General features: G+C 62.9%; 17 protein-coding genes. 11 read left to right on the top strand and 6 right to left on the bottom strand.

Translation table 11 applies throughout. The features are described 5' to 3' along the window. Window positions 1–60: 60 nt before the first annotated feature. Window positions 61–540, bottom strand: a complete 480-nt coding sequence (locus tag MESCI_RS23280) for a cupin domain-containing protein (RefSeq protein ID WP_013532411.1) — start codon at window positions 538–540, stop codon at window positions 61–63. A gap of 106 nt (window positions 541–646) precedes the next feature. Between MESCI_RS23280 and MESCI_RS23275 the strand changes: the two genes are divergently transcribed. Further along, a complete protein-coding gene (locus MESCI_RS23275; RefSeq protein ID WP_013532410.1) occupies window positions 647–1,645 on the top strand; it encodes a LysR family transcriptional regulator in 999 nt (332 codons plus the stop codon). On the opposite strand, the gene MESCI_RS23270 is transcribed toward MESCI_RS23275, so the two are convergent. Both MESCI_RS23270 and betI read right to left on the bottom strand, forming a co-directional pair. Then, a complete protein-coding gene (locus MESCI_RS23270) occupies window positions 1,630–2,388 on the bottom strand; it encodes an SDR family NAD(P)-dependent oxidoreductase (protein ID WP_013532409.1) in 759 nt (252 codons plus the stop codon). The genes MESCI_RS23275 and MESCI_RS23270 overlap by 16 nt on opposite strands. 123 nt (window positions 2,389–2,511) lie before the next feature. Continuing rightward, on the bottom strand, window positions 2,512–3,150 hold the full coding sequence (gene betI / locus MESCI_RS23265; protein ID WP_013532408.1) for a choline-binding transcriptional repressor BetI: 639 nt from the start codon (window positions 3,148–3,150) through the stop codon (window positions 2,512–2,514). A gap of 81 nt (window positions 3,151–3,231) precedes the next feature. On the opposite strand from betI, the gene choX reads away from it, so the two are divergent. Continuing rightward, window positions 3,232–4,170 (top strand): choline ABC transporter substrate-binding protein, encoded by a 939-nt coding sequence (gene choX / locus MESCI_RS23260; protein ID WP_013532407.1) that lies wholly within the window; start codon window positions 3,232–3,234, stop codon window positions 4,168–4,170. Continuing rightward, window positions 4,167–4,991 (top strand): alpha/beta fold hydrolase, encoded by an 825-nt coding sequence (locus tag MESCI_RS23255; RefSeq protein WP_164747188.1) that lies wholly within the window; start codon window positions 4,167–4,169, stop codon window positions 4,989–4,991. Before choX ends, MESCI_RS23255 begins: the two co-directional genes overlap by 4 nt. 82 nt (window positions 4,992–5,073) lie before the next feature. Here MESCI_RS23255 and MESCI_RS23250 read toward each other — a convergent pair whose 3' ends face one another. Further along, entirely contained in the window at window positions 5,074–5,859 is a 786-nt protein-coding gene (locus tag MESCI_RS23250) for an NIPSNAP family protein (protein WP_013532405.1), read from the bottom strand. Window positions 5,860–6,008: 149 nt separating this feature from the next. Between MESCI_RS23250 and MESCI_RS23245 the strand changes: the two genes are divergently transcribed. Continuing rightward, window positions 6,009–6,635 carry a TetR/AcrR family transcriptional regulator gene (locus tag MESCI_RS23245; protein ID WP_164747190.1) on the top strand — a complete coding sequence of 209 codons (627 nt, stop codon included), beginning with the start codon at window positions 6,009–6,011 and terminating at the stop codon, window positions 6,633–6,635. A 20-nt stretch (window positions 6,636–6,655) separates the two neighbouring features. Here MESCI_RS23245 and MESCI_RS23240 read toward each other — a convergent pair whose 3' ends face one another. Continuing rightward, complete coding sequence (locus MESCI_RS23240) at window positions 6,656–7,249, bottom strand: hypothetical protein (RefSeq protein WP_013532403.1); 594 nt, start codon at window positions 7,247–7,249, stop codon at window positions 6,656–6,658. 110 nt (window positions 7,250–7,359) lie between these two features. On the opposite strand from MESCI_RS23240, the gene MESCI_RS23235 reads away from it, so the two are divergent. After that, entirely contained in the window at window positions 7,360–8,490 is a 1,131-nt protein-coding gene (locus MESCI_RS23235; RefSeq protein ID WP_063170195.1) for a metallophosphoesterase, read from the top strand. 57 nt (window positions 8,491–8,547) lie between these two features. Here the strand turns inward: MESCI_RS23235 and MESCI_RS23230 are convergent, their stop codons facing one another. Beyond that, window positions 8,548–8,727: a CsbD family protein gene (locus MESCI_RS23230; RefSeq protein WP_013532401.1), complete on the bottom strand. Its 180-nt coding sequence runs from the start codon at window positions 8,725–8,727 to the stop codon at window positions 8,548–8,550. A gap of 198 nt (window positions 8,728–8,925) precedes the next feature. On the opposite strand from MESCI_RS23230, the gene MESCI_RS23225 reads away from it, so the two are divergent. The 6 genes from MESCI_RS23225 (at window position 8,926) to MESCI_RS23205 (ending at window position 11,755) form a co-directional block, all read left to right on the top strand. Further along, window positions 8,926–9,579, top strand: coding sequence for a glutathione S-transferase family protein (locus MESCI_RS23225; RefSeq protein ID WP_063167709.1), 654 nt, complete (start codon window positions 8,926–8,928; stop codon window positions 9,577–9,579). A gap of 427 nt (window positions 9,580–10,006) precedes the next feature. Then, window positions 10,007–10,216 carry a cold-shock protein gene (locus tag MESCI_RS23220; RefSeq protein ID WP_010915421.1) on the top strand — a complete coding sequence of 70 codons (210 nt, stop codon included), beginning with the start codon at window positions 10,007–10,009 and terminating at the stop codon, window positions 10,214–10,216. Window positions 10,217–10,575: 359 nt separating this feature from the next. Further along, on the top strand, window positions 10,576–10,803 hold the full coding sequence (locus MESCI_RS23215; protein ID WP_013532399.1) for a hypothetical protein: 228 nt from the start codon (window positions 10,576–10,578) through the stop codon (window positions 10,801–10,803). Then, window positions 10,803–11,210, top strand: coding sequence for a hypothetical protein (locus MESCI_RS23210; protein WP_013532398.1), 408 nt, complete (start codon window positions 10,803–10,805; stop codon window positions 11,208–11,210). Before MESCI_RS23215 ends, MESCI_RS23210 begins: the two co-directional genes overlap by 1 nt. 1 nt (window position 11,211) lies before the next feature. Beyond that, window positions 11,212–11,379 carry a hypothetical protein gene (locus MESCI_RS32345; RefSeq protein ID WP_013532397.1) on the top strand — a complete coding sequence of 56 codons (168 nt, stop codon included), beginning with the start codon at window positions 11,212–11,214 and terminating at the stop codon, window positions 11,377–11,379. 55 nt (window positions 11,380–11,434) lie between these two features. Next, the gene (locus MESCI_RS23205) at window positions 11,435–11,755 is read left to right on the top strand and encodes a YkgJ family cysteine cluster protein (protein WP_032809400.1); all 321 of its coding nucleotides are present in this window, start codon (window positions 11,435–11,437) and stop codon (window positions 11,753–11,755) included. Window positions 11,756–11,784 lie beyond the last annotated feature (29 nt).

The raw sequence follows: 11,784 nt of genomic DNA, 5'->3' as shown, positions 1-11,784 counted from the left end.
CGGCGCGTCTCTCCTTCTCCCACAAAGGGGAGAAGGGAAGGACTGCGCAGTTTCGGCCTCTCACCCCAGCGGCGGACCGACAATGTCGATGCCGTTTTTTGCGCAAAGCTGCACCAGTGCCGCGATGATTTCCGGTGTTGGTTCCATCAGCGGCGGCAGTTCGGGCTGTTCGGCGGGACGGCTCGCCTGACGCAGCATCGTCTCAAAATCCGAACCGCGCGTGATGGTGAGGGTGCGCGCACCTTCCGGGGATTCGACCCGGTAGGTGTGCGGCAGGCCTTTCGGTGCGATGACGGTTTCGCCGGCGTCCGCAATGCGTTCGTGGCCGTCGATCTGAAAGCGCAATCTCCCCTCCAGGATGTGAAACACTTCGTCTTCCCTGCGATGCGCATGCAGCGGTGGCGAGTCGCCATAGGGCATGTGATGCTCGACGACGCAGGTGCCGTCCTCTCCTGCTATCGACGAGACGTGGATCGCGACGAGCGTGTTGTTGAACCAGAAGAGTTCCTTGCCTGTGATCGTGCCGGGGGTCATTGTCATGGCGTGTCTGATCCTTCTGTTGCCTGTGCCTGCTGGGCCGATGACGATCTAGCCAGGGATACGCCGACAACGGAAATCGAATGATCGTATGGGGCGAATTGATGCGATGAATTTGAACGCGCTCGACCTCAATCTCATCAAGGTGTTCGACGCCCTTCTGCGGGAGAGAAGCGTTACGCGTGCCGGCGAGCAGATCGGCCTCAGCCAGCCTGCCGTCAGCGCTGCGCTCAATCGCTTGCGACATCTCCTCAACGACCAGCTGTTCGTGCGACGGGGCAATGACATGATGCCGACACCGCGCGCCGAGAGCATGGCCGAGCCGTTGCGCGTGGCGCTTCGCGAGATCGAACGCGTCTTCCATTCGGCCAAGGCGTTCGATCCGGCGGAACTGGAGCGAACCTTCACGTTCATGGGGGCGGATTTCTTTTCCATGATGCTGATGCCAGCGCTGGCGGCACGCATCGCTGGCGCCGCGCCGCGCGCGTCGCTAAGGTTTCTCGATAGCGCGCGCGGCGATGTCTCGCGGCTGCTCCAGGAGGATGAAATCGACGTAGCGCTCGAGCGTCCGCTGGAGGTCTCCGACTGGGTCTCAAGCACGCCTCTGTTCCATTCACCATTCGCCATCATCGCCGCGCACGACAACGCTGCGATCAGGCAGGCGGGAATCATGGAAGGCAAGACTCTGCCGATCGACCTCTTCTGCGAACTGCCCCATATTCTTCGTTCTATCGACGGCTCGATGTCGGGCTCCACCGACGAGGCGCTCCGCAAGATCGGGCGAACGCGCCGTGTAAGCCTGACCCTGCCGCACTTTCAGGCTGTCGCATTAGCCGTGGCAAATGGAAACCACCTGTCGGCGGTGCCCAGGCAGTTCGCGGTTTGGGCGGCCGAGACCCTGCCGCTCGTCATCTTTGAACCACCGCTTCCCATTGCTGTTCCGGAAATCAGGATGTACTGGCACGCGCGCCACGACGACGAGCCACCCCATCGCTGGGTTCGCGATCAGGTCCTGGAGGCGGTAGGCGTACTTGGATTTGTAGAAAGTGGCGTCGCAGAAAATGTCGGCGCTTGGCGTGGCGCCCGGACGGATCAGCCCGCAGTATAACCACCGTCGACGGAGAAGACCCCGCCGCTGGTCCAGGCCGCCTCGTCGCTAGCGAGGTACACTGCGATGCCCGCCAGATCGTCGGGGCGGCCGATTCTGCCAAGCGGATAGCTGCGCTCGACATAGGCTTTCAGCTCGGCCTTTGCCTCGGCCGGCAAATTGTCGACGGTCTTGCGTCGCATGGCGGTGTCGACAGTGCCCGGCGCGATGGCGTTGACGCGGATGCCGCGCGGGCCGAGTTCGAAGGCCAGCGATTTGGTCAGCGAGTTCAACGCGCCCTTTGACAGGGAATAGAGGCTCGACGGCCGCTTCGGGATCATCTTGTTGGCGAAATAGGACGAGACGTTGATCACCGACGCGCCGGCCGCCAGATGCGGCAGCAGACCCTGGGTGAGGAAGAACACCGCCGTCACATTGAGCGCGAAGGATTGCTGGAACTGCGCCTCGCTGACGGTCTCGAACGGCACCAGGAAAGCCACCCCGGCATTGTTGACGAGAATGTCGAGCGGCCTGCCGGATTCTTTGACGTGCTCGCCGACGGCCGCGATGCCGGCCGAGGTGGCAAGATCGGCCGACAGCGTCTCGATAGTGCCGCCGAGCTGCTTGGCGGCAGTGTCGAGCTTTTTGGTGTCACGGCCGACGATCAGGACGTCGGCGCCCTCGCGCGAAAAGGCCTCGGCGATCGCCAGGCCGATACCGTCCGACCCGCCGGTAACCAGCGCGCGCTTTTTGTGAAGTCTCATCGGATGCTCCGAGATTTCTGCGTCGTCGAGAGCACCGTATAGTGGCGGCCAAGGTCAAGCCGTCAGCCAATCCCACGGTATGAACTTCGACCGCCGCCACCCGGCAGGCCGGCCGAGGCTGGTTTAAGCGCCGGCGGTCGCAAGCTCCCCCAAAGCCAGCCGTCCCGCGACATAATTCTTGACCTGGCGGACAGCCTGTTCGCGCGACACGCTGCCCGGCTGCAGGCCGAGCCGCAACCAAAGCCCGTCGATCAGCGCGGTGACGCCAAGCGCGATGTCGTCGGCATCTCCGGGCGAGGCGAGGCCGCGCAGGCCCGACAACAGGTTCGAGCGCATGCGCGCATGGATCACCCTCTGGATACGAGCCATCTTCTCGTCGCGCGGCACCTCGGCGCAGAGCGACAGCCAGGCATGGCAGAGAGGCGGCTGGAACAGATGCTCCTCGAAATTGCCCTCGATCACCGCATCCATGCGCTCCATCGGAGTCTGCGCCCGGCGAAGCCGCGCGATCACCGCCTGGCACAGGACGGCGTTTGCCTCACGCATCGCGTGCTCGAACAATTCCTGCTTGTTGCGGAAATAGTGCAGCACGATGCCCTTGGAGGCACCGGCCTGCGCCGCCACCTTTTCCAGTGTCGCGCCGGCAATGCCCTCGCGCTCCAGCACCGCGAAGGCCGCCTGCCGCAATTCCTTGCGGCGGATCTCACTGAGACGCTTGAGTTTCACGGGATCGGTCCATGCATTTCGAATCCACGTTGACATCTTCGTCCGTTCAGATCAAGAATTGACCCATGGGACAATAAAAAGACCAATTGGTCAATTTTACGGACGAGGAGAACCGAAATGTTGCGCATCCTTGCAAATGGCGTCTGCCTTGCCGGCCTCATGTTGGCCACTCATGCGGCCCAGGCGGCCGAGGCCGAAGAGTGCAAGACGGTCCGCATGGCCGAACCCGGCTGGAACGACCTTGCCTTCACCACAGGAGTCGCAAATGTCCTGTTGGAGGCGCTTGGCTATCAGCCGCAAAGCCAGGTGCTCGGCATCAACGTCATCTACGAGGGCATGAAAAACAGGGACCTCGACCTGTTCCTGGGCTACTGGGACCCGGCCATGGTCACCTATTACGAGCCCTACAAGAAGGACGGCTCGGTCGAGAATGTGCGCGTCAATCTCGTAGGCGCCAAATACACATTCGCCGTGCCGACCTATGTCTGGGAAGCCGGCGTCAAGGACATTTCCGACCTGCACAAATTCGCCGACAAATTCGGCAAGAAAATGTACGGCATCGAGCCCGGTTCAAACCAGTTGATGATGGACGCTATCGCCGATCCCGCCTTTGGCCTGGACGGCTGGCAGGTGGTCGAATCGAGCGAAGCCGGCATGCTTTCCGAGGTCGGCTACGAGATCAAGGAGAAGCAGTTCATCGTCTTCCAGGGCTGGGCGCCGCACCCGATGAACATGATGTACGACTTCAAATATCTGACCGGCGGCGACAAGTTCTTCGGCCCGAATTTCGGCGCCGCGACGGTGACGACGCAGGTGCGCAAGGGCTATCTGCAGCAATGCCCGAACGTCGCACAGTTCTTGAAAAACCTCGCCTTCGACATCGATTTCGAGAATGTCGGCATGGGTTATCTGATCAATGACGGCATGAAGCCGGAGGACGGCGCGCTGAAGGCAATCACGGCCAACAAGAGCCGTCTCGATGCCTGGCTCGCCGGTGTCACCACCTTCGACGGCCAACCCGGCCTTGCCGCGGTCAAGGAAAAGCTCGGCCTGTGAGGGCGGCGGTGCTGAATGCCTGCGCGAACCAGGACGGCTGGGCCGGCCGCAAGCAGTTCGTCACTGTCGGCAATCTCGACATCGCCTATGTCGAGATAACAGGCGCCGAGCCGGCACTGCTGTCGGTGCACGGCTTCACCGACACCAGCCGCAGCTTTTCGCTTCTGGCGCCCTATCTGGCCGGCCGCCGTCTGATCATGCCGGATCTGCGCGGCCACGGCGCCTCGCAGGCCGGCAAAGGCTGCGGCATAGCCGATTTCGCCGACGATATTGCCGGGCTGATCCTACGCTTGCGGCTCGACCGGCCGCTCGTCGTCGGCCATTCGCTGGGCGCCATGGTGGCCATCGCATTGGCAGGGCGACACAGGGAGCTGATTGGCGGGCTGGTGGTGCTGGCCGGCACGCTAAAGCCCGATTTCGCGCCGGATCATCCGCTGGTCGCGGGCGTCGAGGCGCTGCGCGACCCGATATCGCCGGCCGATCCGTTCTACGCCTGGTGGCATGCCTGCAGTCCCGACGTGCCTCCAGCCTTTCTCGCCGGCTTGGCGAGAGACGCGTCGGCATTGCCGGCGCCGCGCTGGCGCGCGATTCTCGAGGAAATCCGCAGCGCCGATCTGAGCGATGCGGCGCGGGCCGTGCAGGCCCGGACGCTGATCATCGCCGGCGCCTGCGACCCGCTGTTCGGCGAGGCGCACCAGCAGGCGTTGCAATCCGCTCTTGCCGGAGCCGTCTTCGTCCGGGCCGAGCGCTGTGGCCACAACCCGCATTGGGAAGACCCGGCCCTTGTCGCCAAGACCATCGTCGAGGCATTTGAAGTCTGATGCATGTCGCCCAAAAGTGGCCCCGGTTTTGGGAGAACGAAATGCACAAAAAAGGATCTATTCCTAAGCGCGTCGACGCGCTTTAGGAATAGATCCCGACCAGTGATTGCGATGTCGGCGACAGCCGCAAGGTCTCCGTGGGTTTGGTCAAGCCGGGTTGCGCGGCCCGCCAAAAATCCTGCCATGCCGGCGAGGCGGCAAGCGCGGCCTTGTGGCGGGCATGCGCTTCTGTGCTGGCAAAACCCATGACGCTGATGAAGACGTTTTCGTCAGCCCGTACCGGCAGGCGCGGAAAATTGTTTTCGGCAGGCTCGGTCACGAACGCGGCGAGCAGGCGTGCGTCGGCCGTCATCAGGCACGCCGTCTCAATCTCGAAGCGGGTGGTGAAATCTGCCTCCGTGCCGGGCTGCAAATGATGAATCTCGATGACAACGATGCCGGTCAGCGGCCTGTTTCGAATGGGCTTTTCGTCGCCGGCCAGGCTTGGCCGCTGCGCCCCCGCAAGGTCGAAGCCGGCGCCCGGCCACGCCGGCTTGAGCAGCAGCACATCGTCGGAATCGATCATCGTCGCGTTGGCCGCATCGCGGTGCGCCGCCCAGACCGGCCCGCCATAGAAAGCGGCAAGAGCATTTTTCCGCGCATCCATGCTGTCGAAGCCGCGCATCCAGACGAACATGTCAGGCCGATCGAGATCCCGGAACTGGCCGATGATGGTCATGCCGGCGGCCTCCTGGCCCTCGATCAGCCTGCTGTCGAAGATGTCGATGAGCGTGTCGCGTTGGCCTGGCTTCAGCGTGTATTGCCGCAACTCGACGACAGGCGAGGCGAGCGCCGAGGGTTTCGGCGCGACGTTCTGGGGCAGGTTCATCCGGCATTCTCCAAAACAGGGTGATTGTCCTGTTTGTAAAACAGACCGGTTGTCCTGTTTTGTCAATATGCTAATGTCCGGCAATGTCAGCAGAGATGATCGCTCAACCAAAACCGCGCCCGGGAAAACGCATCAACGACCCTGAAGGCATGCGCAAGAAAGTGCTCGATGTCGCCGAGGACGCGTTCCAGGCGCGCGGCTATCACGCCTCCAGCATCGGCGACCTGATGGCGGCGGCGGGTGTCAGCGGCGGTGCGCTGCATCACCATTTCCCGACCAAGAAGGCGCTCGCGCTGGCGGTGATCGACGAGCGTGTGGCGGCAGCGGTCGAAGAGACATGGATCGCGCCGGTGCTGGCGGCGGCGTCGGCCCGCGAAGGCGTGCGCGCGGTGTTCGAGGCCGTGGCGGCGCAACTGGAGCAGCAGGGTTTCGTGCGCGGCTGTCCGCTCAACAATCTGGCGCACGAACTGTCGCTTGCCGACCCGGATTTCCGCATTGCCCTTGCCGGGATATTTGCCGGGTGGCGGCGCGCGATTGCCGACAAGCTGCATGCCGACCAGCAGGTGGGCAAGGACGAGGGCACGGACCCCGAACGCTTCGCCGCGCTGACGGTCGCCGCCTATTCCGGAGCGATGTCGATGGCCAAGGCCACGCAGGATGCCGGTGTGCTGCGGGATTGTCTGGCGGGACTTGAGCGAAGCGCGCCGTCGCCATCGCAGGGCGCATTGGCGGCCAGGCGACGCAACAGGATACTGCCACGGCCGGGAACCCCTTGACTCGCCGTGCTCTGGTTCAGCTACTCGGCCAGCGGCTTGATCGTCTCGTAGCCGTTGACGGATTCCGAACTGGTGCCTTCATCGTAGCGCCGCGCGAGCGCGGCTTGCAGATCTGGCGCATAGAGGGCGGTAAATGAATCCAGCGTCTCGCCGGCACCGTTCTTGAAGGTCTCCTTGACCGCCAGGACATTGTATTTGCACTCGCCCAGGCTGAATGTCTCCTTGCCCTTGACGACCAGGCTCAGCGTCTTGGTGCCCTTCGGCGGCTTGTTCGGCGACAGCTCGACGAACTCTATCGCGGCCTTTGTCCCCGCCTTCAGCGGAAACAGCTTTCGCAGATCGGAAAGCGGGATCATCGCCAGGCGACCGGTGTCGCTGTCGCGAAACACCTCGATCAGGCCGGCAAACAGATACTGGGTTTGCGGCGATTGCGATTCGTAGGTGTTGGCAACCGACATCATCCCGCCGGCCACGGGCCGAAATTCGCTCTGGATGCCGGGCCTCGCCAGAACGAAACCCTTTCTGGCGGACTTGACGTCGACGCAACCGGCCGCATGCGCAGTGCTCGCGCACAACATCGCGGCCAGGATCATGCAGATAGGTGCGGCTTTCATTTTTCGTCCTCCTCCGCTTGCGCAAGCGAGACATGCCAGACCCGTGGCATCATGTCGATGATGGCGCAGAGGCGCTGGACGACCGGCCGCTGTCCATGCTGAATCAGCGTATGATGAATCGCCGTTCGACTGCATCGCTTTCCCGACGCAACTTCCTGGCGCAGGCTGCAGGATTTGCCGCGGCCGGCGCCTTGTCGCGCCCGGCCTTCAGCCAGACCGGGCAACGCGTCCAGTCGATCGACGCCACTTTCCTGTTCATCGCCGATGTCCATGCCTGCCGCATGGCGAGCGGCTTGAGCCCCAACTGCCTGCAGGAAGGCAAGACCGACGCCGCGCTGCTGCGCAACGTGGCGGCGCTGAATGCGCTTGGCGACAAGGACTGGCCAACTGAGATCAATGGCGTCGCCACCGGCCTGCGTTCGGCCGGCAGGATAGGCACGCCGCTCGGCCTTGTCGTCGGCGGCGACATCACCGACGATGGCGGCGGCCAGATCACGCAGCCGAGCGAGGGCACCCAACTGCTCCAGTTCAGCCAACGCTACAGCCAGGGCGTCGGTCCCGATCGCGTGCACATGCCGGTTTATATCGGGCTCGGCAACCATGATCTCGACCAGAACGGCCCGCCGCACCATGTCGACTGGTATCGGCGCGAACTGCGCGACTATGTCGAGGTCAACCATCGCGCCGGCGTGTTCTTCAAGCCGCCGGTGCCGGCCACCGACTATGATGTCGACACCGACTGCTACTCCTGGGACTGGGGCGGCCTGCATCTGATCCAGACGCATCGTTTCGCCGGCGATACCGGCCACGGCGCCGAGAGCAGCCTGCCATGGCTGAAGCAGGATCTGGCGACCTATGCGGCGGACGGCCGTCCGGTCATCCTGTTCCAGCATTATGGCTGGGACACCTTCTCGGTGGAACGTTGGGATGCCGCCAAGCGGCACTTCGATGATGACGGCAGTGGTGCGCCGCATTGGTGGAGCGAGGCCGACCGGCAGGCGTTGCTGGCGGCGCTGAAGGGCTACAATATCGTCGGCATTTTCCATGGCCACCAGCACGAAACGCCGCTGATCTATCGCAGGGACGGGATCGACCTGTTCAAGCCGAAGGCTGCCTATATGGGCGGTTTCGCGCTGGCCAGGGTGACCAGCGACGGCATGGACGTGGTGCTGGGCGAGGCGACCGGCGATCACGGCGAGGTCGCCTTCACCAATGCTTTCAGCAAGGGTTGGAGCACCTGAAAAAGGCGGCCTTCGCGACCGCCTTTCCCTCGATAAAGCGCGTTTGCCGATGTCGGATCAGAGCGCCTTCTTGACCTTGTCCTTGACGTCGCCATAGGCCTTCTGCGCCTTACCGGCGGTCCGGTCTCCCGTGCCTTCGGCCTGGGTCTGCCTGTTGCCGGTTGCCTTGCCCGCGGCTTCCTTGACCGAGCCCTTGACCTGCTTGGCCACGCCCGCAACCTGATCCTTGTTCACCATTTTTTGCGCATCTCCTGGGGTTCTGAATTCGGAGGAATTCATTTGCGGTAGCTAACGAGCCGGCGTCGGTTAGGTTCCAGGCGTCGCCCGGACGGCAGATCAGGTCGCGCGGCCGCCGCCCTGGGGCAAGGCTGGTGGGCTAGGCTGCGAACACGCGTCGACCATGGAATTTGGATGGCCGTGCATGCGGGGAGAAAAATGGCTGAATTCACGCTCTACATCGGCAACAAGTGTTTCTCCTCATGGTCGTTGCGGCCATGGCTGGCGATGAGGCATCTGGAGATCCCGTTCGAGGAAGGTTTCGTGCGGCTGCGCACACCTGAAACCTTTGCCAATCTGGCGAAAGTGTCGCCGACCGGTCAGGTGCCGGTGCTGAATCACAATGGCAAGATCGTCTGGGAAACCCTTGCTATCCTTGAATATCTCGCCGACCTGTTTCCCGAGAAAAAGCTCTGGCCGGCCGATATCGACGCCCGCGCGCTGGCGCGTTCGGCCGCGAGCGAGATGCATTCCGGCTTTCGCGAGGTCCGCTATGGCTGGCCGATGAATTTGCGCCGGCCGAAGGGCCACAAGCCGCTCGACGCCGAGGGCGAGGCGCAACGCGCCCGTATCGAGGCGCTGTGGCGCGAGTGCCGGGAAAAATACGGCAGGGGCGGCCCGTTCCTGTTTGGCCATTTCACCGCGGCCGACGCCATGTATGCGCCTGTCGTCACCCGTTTCGACACCTATGGCGGCACGCTGGCGCCGGATACGCGCGCCTATCTCGACGCCGTGCTGGCAACGCCGGCGATGCGGCACTGGTATGCCGAGGCGGCCAAGGAGAGGTGGCCGGAACCCGGCCCGGACGAATAGCCGGATCCAACGAAAACGCCCCTCGCACCTTTTATCGTGCGGGGGGCGTCTTTGCCATCAACCGTTCTTTCGATTGCTCTCACGAACTGCTGACGACAAGGCATAAATGCGCCTTTGCGCGGATGGTTCCTGGATGCCAGAAAATTTTTTCAACTTGGCGCAAGCGCGCTGTTTGGCGCCCGGTTTGCCGTCATGCCAGCTGGTTTGGCCTGGCGTTTTGGGAGAAATCCGCATCTGTGGCTTTATGCAAATTTGACAGCGCGCCAAAAGAAGCCTACAAGCAAATCGTCGATATTTGTTTGACTGACTTTTGTTATCCGCGCTTTCGAGCGCGCCTTTGACGAACTTCCCACATCAAAAATCGGGACAAACGACGTTGTGCATCCGCATGGCGTCGAACGAATATTTGCCATGGAAAGGGTTCGTCATGAGCACCGGCACAGTTAAATGGTTCAACGCCACCAAAGGTTTTGGTTTTATTCAGCCTGACGACGGCTCGGCCGACGTTTTTGTCCACATCTCGGCCGTAGAGCGCGCCGGCATGCGTGACATCGTCGAGGGCCAGAAGCTCGGCTACGAGATGGTCCGCGACAACAAGTCGGGCAAGATGTCCGCCGACCAGTTGAAGGCGGCCTGAAAAACGAATTCTGCTCTCCCGGTGACCACGGATGTACTGGCACCGGTGAGTGGCGAATTCGGGCGCATGGCCGCGGAGACCTGAGTTTCCACGGCATATCATGTGCATAAGCAGGGCGTTCCCGTGCGGTGCATCCTTTTGGATGTCATCTGGTTGCGCGACGCTCTCATGGAAGGTCAGGCGGTGCCTGGCCTTTTTCATTTTCCGCGCCTTGCCGCCGAAAGTGCGCTGCGCGCCGGCCTGGACGTGCTAAGGGACGCTCCAGCAATTTGAATTCGCCGCGCGTATTGCTTTGTGCGTGATCCTGACCGAAGACCCGGTCTCGCTCCATCGGCACAGGCTCCTGACAGGAGAAAGATTTGACCACCAGTTCAAAGACAACCGTCGATCAGGCCGTGTCCCTGTTCAGCAAGACGCAAACCCAGTCGATGTCGCTCAACCGCATCAATTCCGAGCGCGACGCCGTCAGTGAGGCACGCGAAGCCAAGACCGCGCGTCTGCGCGAATTGCGCCTGGAGAAGGAGGCCGACGAGATGGCCGCCGCCGCCGCGCTAGCCGCTTTGCCGAAGCGGGCCGGACGACGCTGATGGCCACCAAACGCGTACCGCCAACACCGATCGCCGCCGACGCAACCATTGCCGATATGGTCGAAGGCCTCGACAAGCCGGTCGAATTCGTCCGGCGTGTGCTGGAAAAGCTCGAGCGCTGCAAGCGTGCCCACGGTGATGCCCAGGTTCGCGTCGGCGTGCGCGGCCGCGCCGAATGCCCGAACTACCTGATCGAGTATGTCCGCGAAGACGCCAAGACCCATGAGCGGGTGACGTATCAGGACGCCGCCTACAGCGGCAGCACGCATCGCGAGCTGGCAGCCCATCACATCGAGGCGGTGAAAAACTGGTCGCCCGAGGAAATGAACATCACGGCCGTTTCGGCGCTGATCGGCCGCCTGCGCAATCCGCGCGCCCCATCATCGCGCTTCGCCGACGAGGACTGACATGGCCATAAAATTCTCCTCCAAGGATCAGCCGGCAGCCTCGGGTGCTGCGGCAAAACCGGCGAAGCCGGTTGCCGCGCCGAAAGCCGGCGACGCCACCGAGGCCGCGACCGACCTGTTCAAGTCGCCGGCGGATTCGCCGAAGGGCAAGACGGCCAAGAAGAAATAGCGCCTTGCCGCAAGACGCCGATCACAACCCCGCCGCGCCAGGGCTGTCCGCCCTGGTGGCCGCCGCAAGCGTTTTGTCGTCGCAACAGGGCACCTTCGATTGCCAAAGCTGCGGTGCCTGCTGTTCCTATTCGGCCGAGTGGCCGCGCTTTTCCACCGAGGATGACGCACAGCTCGACCGTATCCCGGAAAAATATGTCGCATCCGACCTGTCAGGCATGCGTTGCGAGGGCGTGCGCTGCTCGGCGCTGTCCGGCGAGATCGGCAAGTCGACCGCTTGCGGCATCTACGACGTGCGGCCGGACGTCTGTCGCGCCTGCATGCCCGGCGACGAGGAGTGTCTGATGGCACGCCAGGCGCTCGGATTACCGGTGTAGCCAATCTCCCGTCGCCTCCGCTTGTGCGC

The organism is Mesorhizobium ciceri biovar biserrulae WSM1271, from assembly GCF_000185905.1.
Taxonomy (GTDB): domain Bacteria; phylum Pseudomonadota; class Alphaproteobacteria; order Rhizobiales; family Rhizobiaceae; genus Mesorhizobium; species Mesorhizobium ciceri.
This window is presented reverse-complemented; position numbering and strand designations above follow the sequence as displayed.